Below are 23,956 nucleotides of genomic sequence, written 5' to 3'. Positions count from 1 at the left end.
TTCCATTGTCCAGGTTGTCCGGAGGCCATCCGAGGCCGCGAAGACGGTCCTGCTGGCCCCCTGAACCCGCTGATCCACCAAGGTGACTATGGACTGGACGGCCTTTCGGCTATCCCTGGAACTCGCGACCTGGACGACCCTGATCCTCCTGCCCGTGGGCGTGGTGGTTGGCCGCTGGCTTGCCTATAACCGCTTTCGCGGGCGTGGCTTCATCGAGGCGGCGGTGGCGTTGCCGCTGGTGCTGCCACCCACTGTTCTGGGTTACTACCTGCTGGTGAGCTTCAGCTCCGACATGCCGCTGGGCGGCCTGTGGTTCGCGGCCACCGGGCAGGGCCTGAACTTCAGTTTTGCCGGCATTGTGCTCGCGTCCATCATCTTCAACCTGCCGTTCGCCATCCAGCCCGTGCAGCGGGCGTTCGAGACCGTGCCCATACACCTGCGCGAGGCCGCCTGGTGCTCCGGGCTGTCCGGCTGGCGCACGTTCCTCAAGGTGGAGCTGCCGCTGGTGTGGCCCGGTATGATCTCGGCGTTCGTGCTCACCTTCGTGCACACCATCGGCGAGTTCGGCGTGGTGCTCATGGTCGGCGGTGCCATCGAGGGCGAAACCAAGACGGTGGCCATCGCCATCTACGACCGTGTTCAGGCCTTCGACGACGAGGCGGCAGGCGCCATGTCCCTGCTGCTGCTGGTGGCGTCGTTCATTGCCATCGGCCTGGTGTACGGGCTCGCGGGCAAGGGGAGGGCCGTTGGTGTCCGGTAGCCGCCTGGAGGTCACGCTGCGCTCCCGCCGTGGCATTCCACTGGATGCCCGGTTCACGGTCGGGCCGGGTGAGCTGCTCGCGCTGGTCGGGCCGTCCGGGAGTGGCAAGACCACCGTGCTGCGGACCATCGCCGGTCTGCACCGACCGCAGGAAGGGGTGATCCGTTGCAATGGCGAAACCTGGCTGGAGACCGCAGCGCGTGTTGATCTTCGCCCCCAGCAGCGCCGCGTCGGGCTCGTCTTCCAGGACTACGCCCTGTTCCCCCACCTCACGGCAGAGGAGAACCTGACCCTGGCGATGGATGCCGGCAGCCGCGCCCACCGCCTCCGGCGGGCGCGCGAGTTGCTGTCCCGGGTCCGGCTCGACGGGCTCGGCGGGCGTCTGCCCCGGGACCTGTCCGGGGGGCAGCAGCAGCGGGTGGCAGTCGCCCGCGCGCTGGCCCGCGACCCCAGGGCGCTGCTTCTGGATGAGCCCTTTTCCGCCGTGGACATGATGACCCGCGAGCGCCTGCAGCGGGAGCTGGCGGTGCTGCGGCAGACCATCGATATTCCCGTGGTCCTGGTGACCCATGACCTCCAGGAAGCGGCGGCCCTGGCTGACCGGATCTGTGTTCTCAACGAGGGTGTCAGTCTGCAGTCGGGAACGCCTGAAGCGCTGTTCCGGGAGCCGGCATCGCCGCGGGTGGCCCGGTTGCTCGGGCGGCAGAACGTGTTCTCGGGGACTGTGGTCTCCAACGGGGACCTCGGCACTCTTCAATGGGGGGAGCTGACCCTGGAGGTGGCCGGCCCGGTAACATTGCCACCGGGGACACGGGTGCAGTGGTACATTCCCGATTCGGATATCGTCCTGCACCGCCGTGGCCGGCCATCGCTGGGGGAGCGGGAGAATCCGGTCTCCGGCCGGGTGGAGGAGGCGGTGGTCATGGGGGCGCAGACGTCGGTGACGTTGCGGTGTCACCACTCCGGGGACAGTCTGCGCCTGTCCGTTTCCACCCACGCCGCGCGACGGAATCAGCTGGAGCCGGGAGCGGACGCGTCGGTCTCCCTGCTGAGCAAGGGAATCCACCTCATGGCCGCGTCAGGGGGCGGCTCCGGGGTGGTCCCCGGCGACGCCTAAACGCCGGTTTTGCTTGACCACACGGCCACTTGAGGTGTATCTTCCCGGCCTCGAAACGTCGCGGTTCGACGGGGTGTTTGCCCTTCCGCGGCTCGAGCGGCGTTTCTTCGGCGACATCAGACTGAGGCCGCATGCGGCCTTTTTTTGTACGCCGAGGCCGCCCGCCGGATGCCGGCGGCAGGAGCATGCAACCGAGCGGGAGCTTGCCCGAGGCATCGGGCACGCCGCTGAGCATCGGATGGGCCTTGGGGCCCATTTTTTATTTGTATGGATTGAACATGGACGGGATTCAGCAACAGCTGACCGCACTCATCGAACCGGCCGTCGTGGCCATGGGCTACGAGGTCGTGGGGGTGGAGTATCGCCCCAACCGTGGCGAGGGGTTGCTGCGGGTCTACATCGACGCGCCCGCGGGCATTGCGCTGGATGACTGCGAAGCGGTGAGCCATCAGGTGAGCGGCCTGCTGGATGTGGAGGACCCCATCCCCAGCTCCTATCGCCTGGAAATCTCGTCACCCGGGGTGGATCGCCCGCTGTTCAAGGCTGCGGATTTCGAGCGCTTTGCCGGGGCTGAGGCCCGGCTGCGGCTCACGGGGCTTTGGGATGGGCGGCGCAAGTTTCGGGGTGTCCTGCGCGGGGTGCAGGACGCCTGCGTAGTGATCGAAGACGAGGGCATCGAGTATGCGGTGCCCCTGGACAGGATCGACAAGGCCAATCTGGTACCGGATGTCTGACAACCCGACGGGCGTCGTGCCGAAAGCGGGTCTGGAGTCACAAGCATGAGCAAAGAGGTTCTGCTGGTCGTAGAGGCCATTTCCAACGAGAAAGGCGTGGACCGCGAGGTCATCGTCGAGGCGATCGAGGCGGCGCTGGCGTCGGCCAGCAAGAAGCGCTACCCCGGAGATATCGATGTCCGCGTCAGTGTGGATCGTCGGACCGGGGAGTACAGCACGTTCCGTCGCTGGGAAGTGGTCGAGGACGACGCCGAAGTGGAGTCCCCCGAGCAGGTCATGCACCTGTCGGAGGCGCAGGCGCGCAAGCCCGATGCCCAGGTTGGCGAGTTCATCGAAGAGCCCATGGAGTCGGTTGCCTTCGGGCGGATTGCCGCGCAGACCGCGAAGCAGGTCATCGTGCAGAAGGTTCGCGAGGCCGAGCGGGCCAAAGTGGTCGACGCCTATGAAGACCGTGTCGGCGAGTTGCTCACCGGGGTGGTCAAGAAGGCGGAGCGGGGCAACGTGGTCATGGATCTCGGCGGCAATGCAGAGGCGCTGATCCCGCGCGAGGAGATGATCCCGCGGGAAGCGTTCCGGGCCGGTGACCGCGTCCGCGGCTATCTGAAGGAAGTCCGCCCGGAAGCGCGCGGGCCGCAGCTGTTCGTCTCCCGTACCGCGCCGCAGTTCCTCATCGAGCTGTTCAAGCTGGAAGTGCCGGAAGTGGGGCAGGAGCTCATCGACATTCTCGGTGCGGCGCGCGATCCGGGGCTGCGCGCCAAGATCGCGGTGCGCTCCAACGATCCGCGCATCGATCCGGTCGGTGCCTGTGTGGGCATGCGGGGCTCCCGGGTCCAGGCGGTGTCCAACGAGCTCTCCGGTGAGCGCATCGACATCATCCTCTGGAACGAGAATCCGGCCCAGTTCGTTATCAATGCCATGGCGCCGGCAGAGGTCGAGTCCATTGTCGTTGACGAGGACTCGGGCAGCATGGATGTGGCCGTTGGTGAGGACCAGCTCTCCCAGGCCATCGGTCGCGGCGGTCAGAACGTCCGGCTTGCCAGCGAACTGACCGGCTGGGAGCTGAACGTCATGACCAGCGAGGATGCCCAGGCCAAGAGCCAGGAAGAGGCGCAGAAGATTCTGGACGCGTTCATGGACACCCTGGGCGTTGACGAGGAGGTGGCCGGCATCCTGGTGCAGGAAGGCTTCTCCAGTATCGAGGAGGTCGCGTACGTGCCCACCTCCGAGATGCTCGACATCGAAGAGTTCGATGAGGACATCGTTGAGGAGCTGCGCGCCCGCGCCCGTGACGCCCTGCTGACGCAGATGATTGCCGGCGGTGGCGAGAGCGGTGGCGAACCCAGCGAAGACCTCCTGGGCATGGAAGGCATGGACGAGGAGCTGGCGCGCAAACTGGCGGCCGAGGGCGTTGCGACCATGGAAGATCTGGCCGAGCAGGCGGTGGACGATGTGGTCGACGCCACCGGCGTCGACGCCGAGCGCGCCGCCGCCCTGATCATGAAGGCTCGCGAACCGTGGTTCGCCGAGCAGGAGCAGAAGGAATCCTGATCCGTCGTGCAGCGGGTTGCGGACCCGCAGGGTGGAGTGCGCCAGGGGGCGCGCCGGTAATTGGACAGGATTCGGGGAGAAATACATGTCGGAAGTGACAGTCAAGCAGTTTGCAGAAGCGGTTGGAACGCCGGTCGAGCGGCTGCTGACGCAGCTCAGCGAGGCGGGGATTGAAGTCAGTGATGCGGATTCCGTGTTGTCGGACGAGGACAAGGCGACGCTGCTGACCTACCTGCAGAAATCGCGCGGCGGCGGGGATGATGAGTCCGGGCCGCGCAAGGTGACCCTGCGCCGCAAGAGCACCAGTCAGATCAAGCTTTCGACAGGCAGCGGCGGCGCCCGGGGCGCGCGTGGCGCCGGCAGCACCCGTACGGTGAATGTCGAGGTCCGCAAGAAGCGCACCTACGTCAAGCGTGAGGACATGGAGGCGCAGCGCAAGCAGCTGGAAGCCGAGCAGCAGGAGCGTGAAGCCGAGGAGGCCGCCCGCCGTGCCGCCGAAGACGAAGCGGCGCATGCCGAGGAAGCGCAGGAGGACGTTGCGGCTGATGCGCCCGATGCGGCGCCGGCAGCAACCGAGGCCGACAGCGAGCCAGTTGCCGTTCAGGAGCAGGCCCCGGAAGAGGCTGCAGAGGCTGCAGAGTCGCCCGCGGATGAAGCTGCTGCCGAGGCGGAACCGGTTGCCGGCGAGGCCACTGTGACCGGTGCGGCGGACGAAAGTGTCACCGAAGCCGGTGAGCCGCCGGTTGCTGACCCGGCAACGCTGGAAGCGGAGTCCACGTCCTCCGGCAAGCGCAAGAAGGCCAAGGCCAAGGACAAGGGCAAGCAGGACGACGACGAAGAGAGCCGTCGCAAGGGCAAGGGCCGCAAGGGCCGTGATAGCCGCGACGAACTGCACGTCTCCTCGCGACCGGGCAAGCGCGGCAAGCGCAAGGAGCGGGGCGGCGGCGCCGGCAAGGCGCTGCAGCACGGCTTCGAGAAGCCGACCGCACCGGTGGTGCGGGAAGTGGAAATCCCGGAATCCATTACCGTTGGCGACCTGGCACAGCGCATGAGCGTCAAGGCGCCGGTGCTCATCAAGGAGATGATGAAGCAGGGTGTCATGGCCACGATCAACCAGGCCGTGGACCAGGAGACCGCCGTTCTTCTGGTGGAGGAGCTGGGTCACAATCCGAAGATCGTCAACGAGAACGCGCTGGAGGAAGAGGTCATCAGCGAAGCCGCCGAGCCGGAAGGCGAGAAGCAGGCGCGCCCGCCGGTGGTGACCATCATGGGTCATGTCGACCACGGCAAGACCTCCGTGCTGGACTTCATCCGTCGCGCCAAGGTGGTCGACTCCGAGGCCGGCGGCATTACTCAGCACATTGGTGCATACCATGCCGCTACTGATCGCGGTGTAGTCACCTTCCTGGATACCCCGGGTCACCAGGCGTTCACCGCCATGCGTGCCCGCGGCGCGCAGCTCACCGACGTTGTGGTGCTGGTGGTTGCCGCCGACGACGGCGTGATGCCGCAGACCGAAGAGGCGATCAAGCATGCCCGCGAAGCCGGGGTTCCGATCGTCGTCGCGGTGAACAAGATCGACAAGCCCGAGGCCGATCCGGACCGGGTCAAGCAGGAGCTCAGTCAGCACGAGGTGATTCCGGAAGAGTGGGGCGGCGACACGCAGTTCGTGCACGTCTCCGCGAAGACCGGCGAGGGCCTGGAGGCGCTGCTGGAGGCCATCATCCTGCAGGCCGAACTGCTTGAACTGCAGGCGGTGGCCGACTGCCCGGCCACGGGGATCGTGGTCGAGTCCAGTCTCGACAAGGGTCGCGGCCCGGTGGCGACCATCCTCGTGCAGAACGGTCAGCTGCGTAAGGGCGACGTCATTCTCTCCGGCGTGGAATATGGTCGCGTGCGCGCCATGCTCGACGAGAACGGGCGCCAGGTGGAGAGTGCTGGCCCGTCAATCCCGGTCGTGGTGCTGGGCCTCTCCGGGCTGCCGAGCTCCGGCGACGACGTCATGGTCCTGAAGGACGAGCGCAAGGCGCGCGAAGTGGCAGAGCTCCGCAAGGAGCGCCAGCGCGACAAGCGGCTTCAGCAGCAGAAGGCTGCACGCATGGACGAGCTGTTCAGCCAGATGAAGTCCGACGAGCTGAACCAGGTCAATATCCTGTTGAAGGCCGACGTGCAGGGCAGCGCCGAGGCGCTGAGTCAGTCGCTGGCCGACCTCTCGAACGACGAGGTCAAGGTCCACGTTATCCAGACCGGTGTCGGCGGCATCAACGAGTCCGACGTCAACCTGGCCATTGCCTCCAGCGCCATCCTGATCGGGTTCAACGTGCGTGCCGATGCAGCCGCCCGCAAGCTGATCCAGGAGCACGAGGTCGACGTGCACTATTACAGCGTGATCTACGAGGCCATCGACGAGGTCAAGAACGCCATCAGTGGCATGCTCGAGCCGGAGGTCAGGGAAGAGATCATCGGCCTGGCCAACGTGCGGGACGTGTTCAAGTCGTCCAAGCTCGGTGCCATCGCCGGCTGTCTCGTGGAGGAGGGCGTGGTGCGACGCCGCTGTCCGATCCGCGTGCTGCGCGACAACGTGGTGATCTACGAGGGCGAGCTGGAATCCCTGCGCCGCTTCAAGGATGACGTCAGTGAAGTGCGCTCCGGGACCGAATGCGGCATTGGCGTGAAGAACTACAATGACGTCAAGGTCGGTGACCAGATCGAGTGCTTCGAGCGTATCGAAGTGGCCCGGAGCCTGTGATACCACGCGGCGGCCGCCACCGGGCGGCCGTCGCGTTCACCCCGCCCCGCCGAGAGGTACACCATGGCAAAGCAGACACCCCGGACCCGGCGTGTGGCGGAACAGCTGCAGCGGGAGCTGGCGGAAACGATCCGCGATACCGTACGCGACCCCCGGGTCGGGTCGGTGACCGTGTCCGGCGTGGATGTCACCCGTGACCTCGCCCACGCGAAAGTCTACATGACGGTGCTGGGGGAGGACGCCGAGGCCAGCCAGGCGGCAGCGGAGATACTCAACGGCGCCGCCGGTTTCCTTCGCCGCGAGCTGGGCCGCCGTGTGCGGCTGCGCACGGTTCCGGCGCTCAAGTTCATTCATGATCCCTCCTTTGATCGTGGCGCGCGTCTGTCCTCGCTCATCGACAGCGCCATCGACGAGGACCAGGAACGTAGCTCTGACAACTGAACCGACACGTGGCAGCGAAACGGTACCGTCGTAACGTCAACGGCATCCTGTTACTGGACAAACCCGCCGGTGGCACCTCCAACAAGGTGCTGCAGCGGGTGAAGTACGTCTATCAGGCGCGCAAGGCCGGCCACACCGGCAGCCTCGATCCGCTGGCGACGGGGCTGCTGCCGCTGTGCTTCGGCGAGGCCACCAAGGTCTCCGGGTTTCTCCTGGACGCCGACAAGCGCTACCGGGTGACCTGTCTGCTGGGTGTCACCACCACCACAGCCGATGCCGAGGGCGAGGTGGTGGAGGAGCGGCCGGTTCCGGATCTGGACGCGCAGGACTGGCCGGCCCTGCTAGAGAGTCTGACCGGCGAGCAGGATCAGGTGCCGCCCATGTACTCGGCGGTGAAGCACCAAGGTGAACGTCTCTACCGCATTGCCAGGCGGGGCGAGGAAGTGGACCGCAAGGCACGGCGGATCACCATCCATGCGCTGGAACTCGTGGCGCGTGACGGCGGGAGCGTAACGCTGGACGTCCATTGTTCCAAGGGAACCTATGTGCGCACCCTGGTGGAATCGCTGGGCGAGGCGCTGGGGACCGGAGCCCACGTGACCGCGCTGCGCCGTACGGGCCTCGGGCCCTTCGATGGCCACCCCATGGTTACCATGGATGCGGTCGAAGCCGCCGCGGAGCAAGGCGGGGATGCGCTGGATGCCCTGTTGCTGCCGCCGGAAGCCGGCCTGCGTGACTGGCCCGCGGTAACGCTTGACGCGGACAGCGCCCGATTCCTGCGCCAGGGGCAGGCGGTGTTCGTGCCCCGCGCCCCTGGCGCGGGCTGGGTTCAGGTGTTTGGCCCGGACCGTTTTCTGGGAATGGGGGTGGTCCTCGACGACGGGCGCATTGCGCCCCGGCGTCTGATGGCCACATGAAAAACTTCCGGTGATAAGCGTGCTTAGCTTGTCGCCGTTCAGGTGCGCCGCTACAATAGCGGGCCTTCAAAAAGTCGACGGAATACCAGGAGTCATTTGATGTCGCTGACTGCCGAACAGAAAGCCGAGATTGTCAACGAGCACAAGCGCTCGGATGGGGATACGGGCTCCCCGGAAGTGCAGATCGCGCTGCTCACGAGCCGCATCGCACATCTCACGCAGCATTTCGCGGACCACAAGCAGGACCATCACTCTCGGCGTGGTCTGCTGAAGCTGGTCAACCAGCGCCGCAAACTGCTCGACTACCTCAACCGCAAGGAACGCGAGCGCTATCAGGCGATCGTGGCGAAGCTGGGTCTGCGCAAGTAACGCGCCGGCAATATTTCCCGCAGGCAGAGGATCAGTCGCTGTGGAATCGGTAAAGAAGTCTTTCCAGTACGGTGAACACACCGTTACGCTTGAAACAGGGGCCATCGCGCGCCAGGCCACTGGTGCCGTCATGGTCAACATGTCGGATACCGTGGTACTGGTTACCGTGGTCAGCAAGAACGAGTCCGGTGCACAGCGGGATTTCCTGCCGCTGACCGTGAACTACCAGGAGCGGACCTACGCGGCCGGCAAGATCCCCGGTGGGTTCTTCAAGCGCGAAGGCCGGCCGTCGGAAAAGGAGACGCTGACCTGTCGCCTGATCGACCGCCCGATCCGCCCCCTGTTTCCGGAAGGTTTCTACAACGAGGTTCAGGTGATCGCCACGGTGATTTCCATGAATCCTGACGTCGATCCCGATATCCCGGCCCTTCTCGGCACCTCTGCCGCACTCGCCATCTCCGGTATTCCGTTTGAAGGCCCCATCGGCGCCGCGCGGGTGGGTTACAAGGATGGCGAGTACCTGCTCAACCCCGGCTTCAGTGGCCTTGAGAGCTCCGACCTCGACCTGGTGGTTGCCGGTACCGGCGATGCGGTACTGATGGTGGAGTCCGAAGCCAACGAGCTGTCCGAGTCCGTGATGCTGGACGCGGTCCTGTTCGGTCACGAGCAGATGCAGAAGGCCATCGGCGCCATCAACGAACTGGCCGCCGAGGCCGGCAAGCCGCGCTGGGACTGGGAGCCTGCACCGAAGGACGAGAGTCTCTCCGACCAGGTCAAGGGCCAGTTCGAGGCGGCGCTGCGCGAAGCGTACAGCATCGCCGAGAAGACCGAACGCAACGACCGGGTCAACGCCCTGCGCGATCAGGCGGTCGAAATGTTCGCCAGCGCCGAGGAAGGCGTCTCTCCCACGAAACAGGATGTGGTCGGCGCGTTCAAGGGGGTCGAAAAGGCCATCGTCCGCGGGCGCATCATCGAAGGCCAGGCGCGTATTGATGGCCGTGACAATGAAACGGTTCGGCCCATCGACATCGAAGTCGGGACCCTGCCGCGCACGCATGGTTCGGCGATCTTCACCCGGGGCGAGACCCAGGCCGTCGTCGTGACGACGCTGGGTACGGGGCGCGATGCGCAGATCATTGATGCCATCGAAGGGGAGCGTAAGGAACCCTTCATGCTGCATTACAACTTCCCGCCCTACTCCGTGGGCGAGACCGGTTTCATGGGCAGCCCGAAACGTCGCGAAATCGGTCACGGCAAGCTGGCCAAGCGCGGTGTCGAAGCCGTCATGCCGGCGCCGGAAGACTGCCCCTACGTCCTCCGCGTGGTCTCCGAAATCACCGAGTCCAACGGGTCCAGCTCCATGGCCACGGTCTGCGGCACCAGCCTCTCGCTCATGGATGCCGGGGTACCCATCAAGGCGCCGGTGGCCGGTATCGCCATGGGCCTGATCAAGGAAGGGGACGACTTTGCCGTTCTGTCGGACATCCTGGGTGATGAAGACCACCTTGGCGACATGGACTTCAAGGTGGCCGGCACCGAGAAGGGTGTCACCGCCCTGCAGATGGACATCAAGATCAAGGGCATCACCCGCGAGATCATGCACAAGGCGCTGGACCAGGCCAACGGCGGGCGTCTGCATATCCTCGGCGAGATGAACAAGGTCATCGGCAAGCCGCGCGAGGACATGTCCGAATACGCACCGCGCCTGCTGACCATGCGCATCGATCCCGAGCGCATCCGTGACGTCATCGGCAAGGGTGGCTCCACCATCCGTCAGCTGACCGAGGAAACCGGCGCCAGCATCGACATCTCCGATGAGGGCGTGGTGACCATCGCATCCGTTGACAAGGCCGCCGGTGAGGAAGCACGCCGCCGGGTGGAAGAGCTCACCTCCGACATCGAAGTGGGCAAGATCTACGAAGGCCGTGTGGTCAAGCTCATGGACTTCGGCGCCTTTGTCAGCATCCTGCCCGGCAAGGACGGGCTGGTGCACATCTCCCAGATCTCCAACGAGCGCGTCACCAACGTGGCGGACAAGCTCAAGGAGGGAGACGTGGTCAAGGTGAAGGTGCTGGAAGTCGATCGCCAGGGGCGTGTGCGGCTCAGCATGAAGGCCGTGGACGAAGCCGGCGCCTGACACCGAGCGCGCTTCGATCGAACCGCAAAAACCCCGCCCTGGTGCGGGGTTTTTTGCGTTCAGGCCAATGGTGGCGCGGGTTATTGCGTATCCCGCGGACGCAGCGTAGTATCAAAAATGCTTCGGTAATCATGCCCTCGGGGTAGCGTGACACCGGGCGCGGGCAGCGCGTTCGGTCGTTGCGGGTTCCACCTCGGGTTGTGTCGGGCGGGGTGGCGAAAAGGTCATCCTCCTGTCGAAGTGAGTTTGCGGCCATCGTGCCGTGCGTAATGATTAGTGATTTAGAGGTTCTAGTAATGGCAGAGCGAGAGACTGGTACGGTCAAGTGGTTTGACGCGGCCAAAGGGTATGGTTTTATCGCCCGTGAGGCCGGGGATGACGTGTTTGTGCACTTCCGTGCCATCCGGGGCACCGGTTACCGGACGCTGGAAGACGGCCAGGAAGTCGAGTTCGGTGTGGTGGAAGGCCAGAAAGGCCTGCAGGCCGATGACGTGGTCGCCGTGGGCTGAGGTACACCCGCGAAAGCGTTATGGCGAAAGGCCCCCTTTACGGGGGCCTTTCGCGTTTTGGATTCCCTTCAGGCGACGGACGATGCCTCGGCCGGTGCCGATTCTGCGGCCAGCCCCTGCCAGAGCATGGCTGGAACGGCTTCGTCCAGCCAGTAGCGTGGGCGCCCGGGGTGACTCCCGGCGACGAATCCCACATGGCCGCCCTCTGCACTCCATTCCAGACTGACTGATTCCGGCAGCTGCGCCGCGGATGGCAACGTACTCGCCGGAATGAACGGGTCATCCAGGGCGTGCAGCATGCGCGTGGGAACCTGGATGTCAGGCAGGCCCTGGAACGGGGAGCAGCGTCCGTAGTAGTCGTCCGCACCGGAGAAGCCGTGTACCGGCCCGGTCACGTACTCGTCGAACTGCCGCAGTGAGCGCGCCCGCCCCAGGGCGTCCCGCGGCAGAGGTAGTGGCTGCTGGGCCTGCTTGCGACGCACCAGTTGCCGTAGACCGCGCACCAAGTGGCGATCGTAGATGCGCCGGACTCCCGAGGCGAGGTAGTCGGCACAGGGCCCGAGCTGCAGCGGCGTGGATACCGTGATGGCCAGGTCCGCGTCCGCTCGCGCGCCATGGTGGCCAAGCCAGTTCAGGGTGATGATTCCGCCCATTGAGAAGCCGACTACACCGAGCCGCCGCCCGGGCAGCGCGGCGCGGACGTGACCGACCGTGGCTTCCAGATCGCCGATTTCACCGGCGTGAAAGAAGCGCGGGTGGCGGTTCAGGTGCTCACCCGCACCGCGGAACTGCATGACCACACCCTGCATGCCGTACCGGGTAAGGCCGTCGAGCAGGCCCAGAACGTACGGTGACCGGGCGCACCCGCCGAGCCCGTGCAGTATGACCACTACCGGCCCTGGTGCCGACGGGCCCCAGGCCAGATGCAGGGTGTCACCGTCGGGCAGTTCAAGAATGTCGGCGGTAAGCGGTACGTCCGGCGCAGTGCGCAGCAGCCCGGCCCACAGGGTCTGGGCGTGGCCGCCACGCAGCCACCACGGGGCCCGGAACTGGTTGGGGCGAAGGGCGGCCGTATCGTCGGAGTGCGGGGTACTCATGAAGCTAGTTTACATCACAGTGGTCGCCGCCCGCTTCCGGTAGCCGCACGATGAAGGAGGCTCCCGCACTGCCGCTGTTCTCGGCATGGATCGCTCCCCAGTGCAGGTCCGCGATGCGTTTGCAGATGGCCAGCCCCAGACCGCTGCCCTTGGGTTTGCCGGCCTGCTGGTCATTGATCTGGTGGAACTTGTCGAAGATCCGCTCCAGTTCGTGGTCAGGGACGCCCGGGCCGGAGTCAGTGACCCGCAGCTCCTGCCATGAGCCGACTGTCCGCAGTTGCACGGTCACGGGCCCCTGGCCGGGTTCCGTGAATTTCACCGCGTTGGAGAGCAGATTAATGACCAGCTGAATCAGCCGGTCTCCGTCCCCTTTGACAGGACAGGGGCCGTCGGGCAACTGGAGATCCAGTTTCACGTTGCGCTCGCTGAACAGCTGCGATGTGGCCGCCGCCGCCTCATCCACGACAGCAGACAGGTCCAGCGTGCGTAGTTGCCACTCGCCCCAGCCGCTTTCGATCTTGGAGAGGTCGAGCACCTGGTTGATGAGGCGGGTGAGGCGTTCGCTCTCGCGGACCACGACCTCCAGGAACTCCCGGCGCTGCGGCTCCTCCATGTCGGGGTTGTTCATGAGAATTTCGCCGAAAGCGCGGATCGACGTCAGTGGCGTTCTCAGCTCGTGGCTGACCATGGAGACGAATTCGTCCTTGAGCTGATCCAGTTCCTTCAGGCGTTCGTTGGCGGCGCGCAGCTCCGATGTGGCCTGCTCGAGCTGCCGGGACTTCTGTTCCAGCTGCTGGCTGTACTCGATGGCCCGCGAGGTGGCGTCGAGAATCTCCATGACGCCCTCGAAGGTGAGTGCCTCACCCTTGACGATGGATGCGACCATGACGCGCGCCGAGGCCGAGCCGATTGTGCCGGACAGCAGCCGTTCCGCGTGATTCACCAGTTCGGGCGGGGCCTGGCGGCTGGATGCCTCCGGCGCCTCGTCACCGAGGGGGACGTAGGTGGCAAGGGCCTCGGCAGCCCTCTCCTCACCGACGAAGCGGGCTAGGAGCGCCTCGACGTCACCGATGGTGGCGTTGCCCTGCCAGAACCGGGTGTCCTGCTCCGAGCGCAGGAAGACGTCGACGAACAGCGTGGCCTGGATGCGTTCCATGTCGCTCTGGCGCGTGAGCAGCGAGACCAGCACGACGCCGCCCACGTTGGCCAGCATGCTCCAGAACAGGGCGTGGGTGATGGGGTCCATGTCGTCCAGGCCGAACAGCGCGTATGGCGTCAGAAACCCGATGCCGAACGGGCCGTCTTCCATGGGCGCCATGGGCAGCCAGCCCGGGTCTGCCAGGGACGGCAGCATGAGCGTATACAGCCACACGGCGAAACCGAGCACGAGACCGGTCAGGGCGCCAGGCCGGCTGGCGCCCTTCCAGTACATGCCGAGCAGAATCGCCGGAGCGAACTGGGCCACCGCGACGAACGAGATCAACCCGATGCTGACCAGCGCGTAAGTCTCGGCGATCAGCCGGAAGTAGGCGTAGCCCAGCATCACGATGGCGACGATAATGATGCGGCGAAGGTAGATGATCAGCCGCCGCAGGCCGACACGCTCGATCACCGGGAGGTGGCGCATGCGCAGCAGGGCCGGCATGACCAGGTCGTTGCTCACCATGATGGCCAGGGCGATGGTGGCCACGATGACCATGCCGGTGGCGGCCGAGAAGCCGCCCAGGTAGACGAACATGGCCAGCAGCTCGTTGCCCTCGGCCAGGGGCAGCGCGAGCACGAAGTTGTCCGGGTTGACCGTCCCGTCCCCGAAGTAGAGCATTCCGGCGAGCGCGATGGGCAGCACGAACACGTTGATCAGCAGCAGGTAGAGCGGGAACAGCCAGGCGGCCGTTCGCAGGTGGTCCTCGTTGACGTTCTCCACAACGGTGACCTGGAACTGCCTCGGCAGGAACATGATGGCGGCCATGGACAGCAGCGTCAGCGCCAGCCAGCTGCCATAGCCACTGGCCGTGTCCCGGAACGCCAGCAGTTCGCGCATGTCCTCCTGTGCCTGGATGCGCCCGACGATGTCCCCGGGGCCCTCGAACAACATGAACGTCACGAAGAAACCAACCGCCAGGAAGGCCAGCAGCTTGACGATGGACTCGAACGCCACCGCCACGACCATGCCTTCCAGCCGCTCCGTGGCGTCGATGTTGCGGGTACCGAACAGGATGGTGAAAACGGCCAGGAGGCAGGCGACCCAGAACGCCTTGTCGGCGATCAGGCCGGTCATGCCGGCGGCCGACTCCACGCCGTCGGGGAAGGTCAGGAGGACTTCAAAGCTTGCGGACACCGCCTTGAGCTGCAGCGCGATGTAGGGCGTGATGCCCACCACGGCGATGAATGTTGCCAGGCCACCGAGCAGCATGCTCTTGCCGTAGCGCGAGGCGATCAGGTCCGCGATCGACGTGATCCGGTGCTGCTTGGCGATGCGGATCATCTTGCGCAGCACCAACCACCAGAGAATGGCCATGAGTGTCGGGCCGAGATAGATGGTGAGAAAGCTGACCCCATCCTCGGCCGCCCGTCCGACACTGCCGTAGAACGTCCACGCTGTGCAGTACACCGCGATGGAAAGGGTGTAGACGTAAGGGTTGTTGACCAGGGAGTGTCCGCTGTCCGCGCGCTTGTCTGCCGCGTAGGCGATGGCGAACAGCAGCCCCAGGTAGAGAAAGGGCGTGATGATGATCAGCCATTCCGGCATGAACCACCCTCAGCGGCGACGGCGCAGAATCCAGCCCGTGAAGCCAATGACCACCCCCCAGGAAATAAAGAGATACACGTACAGCAGCGGCAGCCCGAAGACCAGCCTGTCGCCGGTGAACAGTGACAGGATCGGGTAGTTGAACAGCAGGGCAGCCAGTACGAACAGCGCCACCAGGCGTTCGCTCCGACGTGTTGCGTTGCCGATCCCGGATCTGCCGATGCGGCTACCCATGGCTACGAGCGGTCACCCAGCAGCTCGCCGACCTTGTCCACCACATCCTGGGTGGAGAACGGCTTGGTAATGTAATCGTCGGCGCCGAGAGAGAGGCCTTTCTCCCGTTCCACATCGCGCCCCTTGGCGGTGAGCATGACAATCCGCATGTTTGCGTAGTCCGCGTTCTCGCGCAGGGTCTGGCAGACCTGATAGCCATCCTTGCGGGGCATCATCACGTCGAGCAGCACCAAGTCCGGCCGTTGCCGGTCGACAGCTGTCAACGCCTGTTCGCCGTCCGTTGCCGTCTCCACGTCGTAGCCGTTCTTCTTCATGAGAAACTCGAGGGACAGGACAATGTTCGGCTCGTCGTCAACGATCAGGATGCGTTTCGGCATCGTTTCTCCTCGCCATCGTTGTTGTCGGGCCCGGCGTCCCCGGCCGGGACCCGCTCCACTTTGCGACTATTATGGCTGTTGAAAACGACCCCGTCGCGCCCGTGCGCATGCTGTGTCGCCAGGTGTTACCTGGCGACACAGGGGCGTTACAAAGCGTGACAAACGGAGCCCGTGAAAGGCCGGTTTGAGGCGGTCGAAACAGGCCGAATCATTGGCGACCGCGGCCTTTCCCGGAGGCGGTGGATCTGAAGATCCACCCTACGCGCCTTGCCGTTCATCCCGCCGTGTCGTCCAGGCGTAGGGTGGACCTTCAGGTCCACCACGTTCTCCCGCCCCCCAAGCATATCGACGGGTCCGGGGCCGCCTCATGGATCGAAACCGAGGTTGACCGGGAGTCTACCCGCGAGTATAGAATCGACTGGAAAGAAACATCCAGACCGGCGGTCGAACCGGTCGGATGCATCGGGGGAGAGTCTGCTTGGCCGATTCAAGCGAACAACCGCACGTCACGTCGCCCTGGCAGCCCGCCGGGGAGCGTGGCAGCCAGCGCCAGCAGAAACGCGAGGCCGTTCTGCTGGCGGCGGTGCGGTCGTTCAACGAGAATGGCTTTCACGCCACCTCGCTGGAGCAGGTCGCCGTAACGCTGAACGTCACGAAACCCACGATCTACCACTACTTCAGCAGCAAGGACGAAATCCTGTTCGAGTGCACGCGCCGTGGACTGGAGCGGATCCGCGAGGTCGCGGGTCGCTGCCGGCCCGGGCAGACGGGGCTGGAGCGGTTGACCTCGATCATGCGTGACTATGCCGTGATCATGACCGAGGATTTCGGCAAGTGCGTGACGCGGGTGGGCGACAACGAACTGGCGCCGGAGAGCAGGCTCAAGCAGCGCGCCATCAAGCGCGAGATCGATGCCACCGTGCGCCGCGTGGTGGAAGAGGGGATCAAGGACGGCTCCATCATCGACCGCGACGTGCGGCTGCTGACGTTCACGCTCACCGGCGCGCTGAACTGGATCGCCAAGTGGCACGAGCCGGATGGCCGGTACACCGCTGAGGCGGTGGCCGATGAGTGCGTCGACATGCTGGTCCACGGCCTGGCGCCACGGGAGCATGACCCGGCGTCCATGGCACAGCCGGGGCGCGGGACCGGAAACAATACGCCGTAACAGCGGCAGGGGCATGCACCCCATCAATCATAAAAGGTGATCGCAATGACGAATCACCAACGGAGGAGATGCATCATGATCAACCCTGGACGGGTCCGTCAGGACTCACCGTTGCAGTGCCCTGATTCGCGGTAGCAGCCGCCGGGTGTGTGTCGCCCGGGTGGCCTGAGTCGACCGTGCCGGCGGGGGAACCGCCGGCGTGCACGAGTCAATCGGTGGAGCTGCAATGACTATTCTCGAAGTGGATGGCTTTTCGCTGTCGTTCGGTGGCGTTCATGCGTTGCGGGACGTCAGCCTGACGGTAGCGGAGGGCAGTATCACGGCAGTGATCGGGCCCAATGGCGCCGGCAAGACCTCGCTGTTCAACTCCATCTCCGGTTTCTACCGCCCGCAGAAGGGGCGCGTGACGCTCTCGGGGCAGGACGTGACCCGAGTGCCGGCGCCGCGCCGCGCGGCCATGGGGCTCGGACGTACGTTCCAGAACATCGCCCTGTTCCGCGGCATGACCGTTATGGACAACGTCAAGCTGGGGGCGCACGTGCGCATGCGCACCGGTCCCCTGAGCGCCATGTTCTACATGGGCCGGGCCCGGCGCGAGGAGGTGCGTGTGCGCGCGGAGATCGAGCGCGAGGTGTTCGATTTCCTGGAGATCGACCACATCCGCCGCAGCCCCGTGGCGTCGCTGCCCTACGGCCTGCAGAAGCGGGTGGAGCTGGCCCGTGCCCTGGCGATGCGGCCGAAGGTCCTGATGCTCGACGAGCCGGTGGCCGGCATGAACCGAGAAGAGAAGGAGGACATGGCTCGCTTCATCCTGGACGTCAAGGAGCAGTGGGGCGTGACCGTGTTGATGGTCGAGCACGACATGGGCATGGTCATGGACATCTCCGACCGGGTTTACGTGCTCAACTTCGGTCAGCGGATTGCGGGTGGCACGCCGGCGGAGGTTCAGGCCAATCCGGAAGTGATCGAGGCGTATCTCGGCGCCGATGACATGACCACCCTGCGCGAGCGGCTGCGTGGCGAGAGGGGGGCTGCCTGATGGACTGGCTTTTCTTTTTCGAGGTCAGCCTGGCCGGGCTGGGGTTCGGTGCGCTTTACGCCCTGACCGGGGTGGCGTTCGTGGTCATCTACAAGGCCACCCGGGTGATCAACCTTGCCATGGGCGAGATGCTCATGTTCGGGGCCTACCTGTTCTTCGGCTTCGCGGCCGGCTTCATGTTGCCCGTCTGGCTCGCCATCGTGCTGGCGCTGGCCGGCGGGGCGCTGCTGGGGCTGACGCTTGAGCGTCTCGTGATCCGGCCACTGCTGGGCGAGAATCCGATCTCCGTGTTCATGGTCACGATTGGCCTGGCCAGCGTTCTCGTGGGGCTGGTGGAGATCATCTGGACTGCTGCGCCCCGCAGCCTGCCCGGTTTCCTGCCGGACGACCCGATCTTCATTGGTGACGCCTTCGTCGCGCCCAAGACGTTCTGGAGCTTCATCATCGCCGGCGTGGTCATCGCCGTGTTCCTGGTGCTGTTCCGGTTCTGGCGGGGTGGTGTGGCACTGCGGGCGACGGCATCGGACCAGGGCGCCGCCTATGCCATGGGGATCAACGTGCCGGCGGTCTACAGCCTCTCCTGGGGGCTGGCGGGCATGCTGGCCGCCGGTGCCGGCCTGCTGCTCGGCTCCATCGCGGGGATTTCCTCGGAGATGGGCTTTTTCGGGCTCACGGTTCTGGTGGTGGTGATCGTCGGTGGCCTGGACAGCGTGCTGGGCGCCCTGGTGGCGGGGCTTCTGATCGGCTGGATCGAATCCCTCGCCGGTGTGTACCTGGGCGGCGAGTACGAGCATCTGGTCACTTTCATCATCCTCATGGTCGTGCTGCTGTTGCGGCCTTGGGGCCTGTTCGGCACCCGTGAAATCGAGCGGTTATAACCATGCGTATCGGATCTCCCAAGGAAACCTACGCCGCCGACGAGAGCCTGTTCCGGACGCGGACGCAATGGGTGTGGTTCGGCATCCTGCTGCTGTCGCTGGTGCTTTACCCGTTCATGGCCAATCTGTACTGGCTCTACCTGGTGTGCCTGATCTGCATCAACATCATCAGCGCTACCGGCCTGAACATCCTCACGGGCTATACCGGGCAGGTGAGTCTCGGGCAGGCGGCGTTCATGGGCGTTGGCGCCTATACCGTCGCCTGGCTGGATAACAACGCCAGCACGCCCTTCATCATGAACCTGCTGGCCGCCGGCGCGGTGACCACGGTTGTCGGCATCATCGCCGGCCTGCCCAGCCTGCGGGTGAAGGGGTTGTATCTCGCCATCGCCACCATCGCGGCGTCGTTCATCCTGCAGTTCATCTTCATCAACTGGGAGAGCGTCACCCGCGGAACCCGCGGCATCAATATCGAGCCGCCGACACTGTTCGGCGTGGAGTTCGACAACCCGGACACCTTCTACTGGCTGGTGGTGCCGGTCACGGTGGTGATGCTGATCCTGGCCGCGAACCTGTTCCGCACCCGGGTGGGGCGGGCGTTCATTGCCATCCGCGACCGTGACATCTCGGCCTCGGTGCTGGGGATCAACCTGCCCCTGTACAAGCTCATGAGCTTCGCCATCGCGTCCTTCTACGCGGGGATTGCGGGCGGGTTCTACGCCTACTTCTACGGCTCGATCAATCCCGAGAGCTTCCCGCTGCTCCTGTCGATCTTCTTCCTGGCCGCGATCATCGTCGGTGGCCTGGGGACGATTCTTGGCAGCATTCTCGGGGCGGTGTTCATGACGCTCACGCCGGAGCTGCTGCGCTACGGCGTCGATGTGCTGGAACCATTCGTCCACGATGCCTCGGCGCTGCTGTCGCCGGTGCGCACCATGGTCTTTGGTCTGCTGATCGTTGGCTTTCTGCTGTTCGAGCCCCACGGGCTGGCGGAGATCTGGCGGCGTATACGGCGTTTCTTCCATCTGTGGCCGTTCCGTAACTAGCCGCTGTCAGTCAGCGGCAGGAGGGTGATTCCATGTCCATGAGAAAACGTACCAGTGAGCTGTTTCTTGGCACCGCGTCCGCGGCGCTGCTGGCGCTGATGACGGCAAGCACCGTGTTGGCCGATCAGCCGGACGAGGCCGAGGTCGGGGTCGATGCGGACGAGGAGGACGCCATTGTCATCGGCGGCTCCATCCCCATGACCGGGGTGTTCGCCTTCGCCGGTCTGCAGTTCAACGACGGGATCCGCGATTTCGTGCGCTGGGCGAACGAAGAGAAAGGCGGAGTCAATGGCCGCAAGTTCCGTTACGTGGGACAGGATACCGGCTATGACGCCGACCAATCCGTGGGGGTGTTCCGGCGCATCACCAGCCGGGAGGATGTGGACTTCTACTTCGGCGATTCCACGGCATTCTCTCAGAGCATCAACTCGGCGCTGAACCGGCGTGACATTCTCATGACTGGGGCTTCGTTTGCATCGGAGTTGAACAACCCGGAGCAGTATCCGCTGCAGTTCCTGTTGGGACCGGATTACACCGAACAGGTGGGCATTCTGCTGAACTACATCGCCGAGGAGGATCCGGGTGCCCGGGTGGCGCTGGTTCATTCCGATACCGAGTTCGGTCGTGACCCCATCCGCGCCAGTGAGGAGATGGCTGAGGAACTGGGCCTTGAGCACGTCGAGACCATTGTCACGCCGGCGGGCGCTTCGGACATTTCCTCTGCGGCGTTGGAGCTGCGCCGGGCGCGTCCGGACTACACCATCTTCCATGGCTACATCCTTTCCCCGATCCCGGACTTCATTCAGCGCGCCCGGCAGATGGGCATGGATACCCGGTTCATGGGCACGATCTACACCATGGACCAGGGCATCATCGACGAAATGGGTGATGCGGGTGACGGCTTCATGGGCGTGATGCCGTACCGGTACTACTACGACGAAGAGGCTCCGGACACCGAGGTCTTCGGTGCGATTCACGAGATGCACGACGAGTATCGCGCCACCACCTACACCCAGGGCTGGCTGGCCGGCATGCTGCTGATGCAGATTGCCCAGGCCACCCTGGACGCCGGAGACGAGCTGACCGGGACCAATATGCGCAAGGCGCTGGATTCGCTGGAAGACATCGATACCGGCGGCATCATTGGCGTGCCGGTGACCTTCCGTGGCAACTCTATCCCCGTGGGCCGGATCTACCGCGCCGACGCGGAAGAAGGCCGGATGGTGCCGGTCTCCGACTGGATTGACCTGGACGAGACGGACTGAGGAGGCCGCGGTGAGTGACCGGATTCTCGAAGTCAGCAACATCGAGGTGGTGTACAACCACACCGTGCAGGTGCTCCGGGGGTTGTCCCTGAGCGTCCCGCGCGGCGAGGTCGTGGCGCTGCTGGGCTCCAACGGCGCCGGCAAGTCCACCACCCTGAAGGCCATTGCCAACATCCTCTTCCTGGAGAACGGCGAGCTGTCTTCCGGGTCAATCCGGTTCGACGGCGATGCGGTGGGCTCGCGTCCCCCGCATCGCCTGGTTCGTGACGGGCTGTGCCACGTCATGGAGGGGCGGCGGGTGTTCGAAGACCTGACTGTGGAGGAGAACCTGGTGGCCGCGGGCTACGCCAGCAATGGCGGCTCCGGGCGCGCGGGACAGGACATGGTCTATGAGTACTTCCCTCAGCTCTACTCCCGCCGGCGCTCCCTGGCCGGCTACCTGTCCGGCGGTGAGCAGCAGATGCTGGCCATCGGCCGGGGGCTGCTCGGCAAGCCCAGCATGATGCTACTGGACGAGCCCTCTCTAGGCCTGTCGCCGATGCTGGTGGAGGAGATCTTCGGCATCATCGCGCGCATCAACCGGGAGCAGGGCGTGGCCATGCTGCTGGTGGAGCAGAACGCCAACGTGGCGCTGGCGCTGGCATCCTACGGTTACATCATGGAGTCGGGCCGGGTGGTCATCGACGGGACGCCGGAGAAGCTCATGGCCGACGACGACGTGCGGGAGTTCTATCTGGGCAGTGGCGAGGCCGAGGGCGAGAGCAAGAGCTACCGCGAAGTGAAGCATTACAAACGCCGCAAGCGGTGGTTGTCTTGAGCCGCCGCAACGGAGGGATGTTCAATGGCTGCACAGGCTGAATTCCCGGAGCTGACACTGCCCCAGATGCTGCGCTGGAACGCCGGGAACCGTGCGGATCGCGTGGCGCTGCGGCAGAAGGATTTCGGCATCTGGCACCCCCTGACCTGGTCCGACTACTACCGTCGGGCCCGCCATTTCGGGCTGGGGCTGCGCGAGCTGGGGCTGGATGTGGGCGGTCACTTTGCCGTGATCTCCGAGAACCGGATCGAGTGGGTGATCGGGCAGATGGGCGCCGGCATCGTCCGCGGCGTCACCGTGGGTGTCTACCCCACCAGCCCGGCGGCGGAGGTGGCCTACGTGCTCGAGCACTCCGACGCCCAGATTGTCCTGTGCGAGGACCAGGAACAGGTGGACAAGGTGCTCGAGGTGCGCGAACGGCTCCCCTGTCTGCGCAAGATCGTGGCGCCCGAGATGAAGGGCCTGCACAACTACGACGAGCCCGACCTGCTGTCCTTCGACGACGTGGAACAGCTCGGTGCCGCTGTCGACGCACGGGACCCCGGGCTTGCCGGTCGTCTGCTGGACGAGCAGACGCTGGGTGAGCGCGCGCTGATGATCTATACCTCTGGCTCAACGGGCAAGCCGAAGGGGGCGGTGATCAGCTATCGCAACATCCACGCCGCCGCGCCGAGCATCATCAACGGGCTCGGACTGCGCGAGAGCGACAGCCTGCTCTCCTACCTGCCCCTGTGCCACGTGGCGGAGCAGGCCACCACCAACTTTGCTCCCATGTATCTGGGCATGCTCGTGAACTTCGGCGAATCGCTGCGCACGGTTCAGGAGGATCTGCGCGAGGTGGCGCCAACGGTGTTCCTGGGGGTGCCGCGGATCTGGGAGAAACTCCATTCCGCCATCCACATCAAGATGCTGGAGAGCGGACCGCTGCGCCGGTGGCTGTATCACCGGACGCTCGCCACGTGCGAACCCTTCTGTTTCCGGGATCGAAACCAGCTTGGGGTCGGGGAGCGCCTGCGTTACTGGACCGCGTACTGGCTGATGTTCAGGGCGTTGCAGAATTTCATCGGCCTGCGCCGCTGCCGTGTCTCCATAACCGGCGCTGCACCCATTGCGCCGGATATCATCCGTTTCTTCCGGATCATCGGTATCCCGCTCCTGGAGGTCTACGGCCAGACCGAGACCACCGGTGTGGTGACGGCGCAGCACCCGCGCCGCATCGAGCCGGGCACCATCGGCGAGGCGACCCCCGGCGTGGAGGTCATGGTGGCGGATGATGGTGAGCTGCTGATCCGCGGCGGCATGGTGTTCGAGGAGTACTACAAGAATCCCCAGGCCACTGAGGACACCATCCGGGATGGCTGGCTGCATACCGGCGATGTGGTGGAGATGCGCGACGGGATCATACGCATGGTCGACCGCAAGAAGGACATCATGATCACCGCCGGTGGCAAGAACCTGTCACCGTCGGAGATCGAGAACACCGTCAAGGCCAGCCCTTACATCAAGGAGTGCGTGGCCACCGGCGAGGCGCGCAAGTATGTGAGTGCTCTTATTCAGATCGATTACGATACGGTGGCCAAATGGGCCGAAGAGCACGGGCTTGCGTACACCACCTTCCGCAGTCTGGCAGAGCATGCGGACGTCAACGCCCTCATTGATGGCGAGATCCAGGCCGCCAACGAACAGCTGCCGCGGGTGGCTCAGGTGAAACGGTTCGCCCTGCTTACCAAGGAGCTGGATCACGACGATGACGAGGTCACCGCCACCATGAAGATCCGGCGCGGCAAGATCTACGAGAAGTACAGCGACCTCATCGAGTCGCTGTACAGGGATGCCGGGGCCGCGTGACGGATACCTCAAGCAGAAGGTGGATCTGAAGATCCACCCTACGCCCGGGGAAACCTCGGCGCCAAGGGTCCGGGGCAGACGTAGGGTGGACCTTCAGGTCCACCACAACAAAAAGCCCGCCGTTTGGCGGGCTTTTTCACAGTTGGAGCCGGCAGTG

The 23,956-nt window shown here is 64.9% G+C and carries 21 protein-coding genes; 17 read left to right on the top strand and 4 right to left on the bottom strand.

Annotated features, from left to right (window positions below):
- Window positions 1-88 precede the first annotated feature (88 nt).
- The 10 genes from modB (at window position 89) to ACNSTU_RS09895 (ending at window position 11,281) form a co-directional block, all read left to right on the top strand.
- Window positions 89-760, top strand: a complete 672-nt coding sequence (modB, locus tag ACNSTU_RS09940) for a molybdate ABC transporter permease subunit (RefSeq protein ID WP_290632039.1) — start codon at window positions 89-91, stop codon at window positions 758-760.
- Window positions 750-1,877 carry an ABC transporter ATP-binding protein gene (locus tag ACNSTU_RS09935; protein WP_290632037.1) on the top strand — a complete coding sequence of 376 codons (1,128 nt, stop codon included), beginning with the start codon at window positions 750-752 and terminating at the stop codon, window positions 1,875-1,877. The genes modB and ACNSTU_RS09935 overlap by 11 nt, the downstream gene beginning before the upstream one ends.
- A gap of 278 nt (window positions 1,878-2,155) precedes the next feature.
- Window positions 2,156-2,611: a ribosome maturation factor RimP gene (gene rimP, locus ACNSTU_RS09930; protein WP_290632035.1), complete on the top strand. Its 456-nt coding sequence runs from the start codon at window positions 2,156-2,158 to the stop codon at window positions 2,609-2,611.
- 45 nt (window positions 2,612-2,656) lie between these two features.
- Entirely contained in the window at window positions 2,657-4,159 is a 1,503-nt protein-coding gene (gene nusA, locus ACNSTU_RS09925; protein WP_290632033.1) for a transcription termination factor NusA, read from the top strand.
- Window positions 4,160-4,244: 85 nt separating this feature from the next.
- Window positions 4,245-6,908, top strand: coding sequence for a translation initiation factor IF-2 (infB, locus tag ACNSTU_RS09920; protein ID WP_290632031.1), 2,664 nt, complete (start codon window positions 4,245-4,247; stop codon window positions 6,906-6,908).
- A gap of 63 nt (window positions 6,909-6,971) precedes the next feature.
- Complete coding sequence (gene rbfA / locus ACNSTU_RS09915) at window positions 6,972-7,349, top strand: 30S ribosome-binding factor RbfA (RefSeq protein WP_290632029.1); 378 nt, start codon at window positions 6,972-6,974, stop codon at window positions 7,347-7,349.
- Between the two features lie 8 nt (window positions 7,350-7,357).
- The gene (gene truB, locus ACNSTU_RS09910) at window positions 7,358-8,266 is read left to right on the top strand and encodes a tRNA pseudouridine(55) synthase TruB (protein WP_290632027.1); all 909 of its coding nucleotides are present in this window, start codon (window positions 7,358-7,360) and stop codon (window positions 8,264-8,266) included.
- A gap of 99 nt (window positions 8,267-8,365) precedes the next feature.
- A complete protein-coding gene (gene rpsO / locus ACNSTU_RS09905; RefSeq protein WP_290632025.1) occupies window positions 8,366-8,635 on the top strand; it encodes a 30S ribosomal protein S15 in 270 nt (89 codons plus the stop codon).
- A 40-nt stretch (window positions 8,636-8,675) separates the two neighbouring features.
- Window positions 8,676-10,772 carry a polyribonucleotide nucleotidyltransferase gene (gene pnp / locus ACNSTU_RS09900; RefSeq protein ID WP_290632023.1) on the top strand — a complete coding sequence of 699 codons (2,097 nt, stop codon included), beginning with the start codon at window positions 8,676-8,678 and terminating at the stop codon, window positions 10,770-10,772.
- A 296-nt stretch (window positions 10,773-11,068) separates the two neighbouring features.
- Window positions 11,069-11,281, top strand: a complete 213-nt coding sequence (locus ACNSTU_RS09895) for a cold-shock protein (protein ID WP_290632021.1) — start codon at window positions 11,069-11,071, stop codon at window positions 11,279-11,281.
- Between the two features lie 68 nt (window positions 11,282-11,349).
- Here the strand turns inward: ACNSTU_RS09895 and ACNSTU_RS09890 are convergent, their stop codons facing one another.
- Genes ACNSTU_RS09890 through ACNSTU_RS09875 form a run of 4 tightly spaced genes read right to left on the bottom strand, consistent with a single transcriptional unit; the run spans window position 11,350 to window position 15,738 of the window.
- Window positions 11,350-12,378 (bottom strand): YheT family hydrolase, encoded by a 1,029-nt coding sequence (locus tag ACNSTU_RS09890; protein ID WP_290632019.1) that lies wholly within the window; start codon window positions 12,376-12,378, stop codon window positions 11,350-11,352.
- A gap of 4 nt (window positions 12,379-12,382) precedes the next feature.
- A complete protein-coding gene (locus ACNSTU_RS09885; protein ID WP_290632017.1) occupies window positions 12,383-15,127 on the bottom strand; it encodes a sensor histidine kinase in 2,745 nt (914 codons plus the stop codon).
- Between the two features lie 9 nt (window positions 15,128-15,136).
- Window positions 15,137-15,361 carry a hypothetical protein gene (locus ACNSTU_RS09880; RefSeq protein WP_290632015.1) on the bottom strand — a complete coding sequence of 75 codons (225 nt, stop codon included), beginning with the start codon at window positions 15,359-15,361 and terminating at the stop codon, window positions 15,137-15,139.
- Between the two features lie 2 nt (window positions 15,362-15,363).
- On the bottom strand, window positions 15,364-15,738 hold the full coding sequence (locus ACNSTU_RS09875; protein ID WP_290632013.1) for a response regulator transcription factor: 375 nt from the start codon (window positions 15,736-15,738) through the stop codon (window positions 15,364-15,366).
- 478 nt (window positions 15,739-16,216) lie between these two features.
- On the opposite strand from ACNSTU_RS09875, the gene ACNSTU_RS09870 reads away from it, so the two are divergent.
- The 7 genes from ACNSTU_RS09870 (at window position 16,217) to ACNSTU_RS09840 (ending at window position 23,799) form a co-directional block, all read left to right on the top strand.
- A complete protein-coding gene (locus ACNSTU_RS09870; protein ID WP_290632011.1) occupies window positions 16,217-16,906 on the top strand; it encodes a TetR/AcrR family transcriptional regulator in 690 nt (229 codons plus the stop codon).
- 226 nt (window positions 16,907-17,132) lie between these two features.
- Window positions 17,133-17,945, top strand: a complete 813-nt coding sequence (locus tag ACNSTU_RS09865; protein WP_290632009.1) for an ABC transporter ATP-binding protein — start codon at window positions 17,133-17,135, stop codon at window positions 17,943-17,945.
- Window positions 17,945-18,823: a branched-chain amino acid ABC transporter permease gene (locus tag ACNSTU_RS09860; protein ID WP_290632007.1), complete on the top strand. Its 879-nt coding sequence runs from the start codon at window positions 17,945-17,947 to the stop codon at window positions 18,821-18,823. The genes ACNSTU_RS09865 and ACNSTU_RS09860 overlap by 1 nt, the downstream gene beginning before the upstream one ends.
- Before the next feature lie 2 nt (window positions 18,824-18,825).
- A complete protein-coding gene (locus ACNSTU_RS09855) occupies window positions 18,826-19,869 on the top strand; it encodes a branched-chain amino acid ABC transporter permease (RefSeq protein ID WP_290636785.1) in 1,044 nt (347 codons plus the stop codon).
- Window positions 19,870-19,901: 32 nt separating this feature from the next.
- Window positions 19,902-21,134, top strand: a complete 1,233-nt coding sequence (locus ACNSTU_RS09850; RefSeq protein ID WP_290632003.1) for an ABC transporter substrate-binding protein — start codon at window positions 19,902-19,904, stop codon at window positions 21,132-21,134.
- A gap of 10 nt (window positions 21,135-21,144) precedes the next feature.
- Entirely contained in the window at window positions 21,145-21,951 is an 807-nt protein-coding gene (locus ACNSTU_RS09845) for an ABC transporter ATP-binding protein (protein ID WP_290632001.1), read from the top strand.
- A gap of 24 nt (window positions 21,952-21,975) precedes the next feature.
- The gene (locus ACNSTU_RS09840; RefSeq protein WP_418212313.1) at window positions 21,976-23,799 is read left to right on the top strand and encodes an AMP-dependent synthetase/ligase; all 1,824 of its coding nucleotides are present in this window, start codon (window positions 21,976-21,978) and stop codon (window positions 23,797-23,799) included.
- The last annotated feature ends 157 nt before the right edge of the window (window positions 23,800-23,956 follow it).

Source organism: Aquisalimonas sp. APHAB1-3 (genome assembly GCF_048323695.1).
Classification (GTDB): Bacteria; Pseudomonadota; Gammaproteobacteria; order Nitrococcales; family Aquisalimonadaceae; genus Aquisalimonas.
The sequence above is the reverse complement of the archived record's forward strand: the minus strand, read 5'-3'. Positions and strand labels throughout refer to the sequence as shown.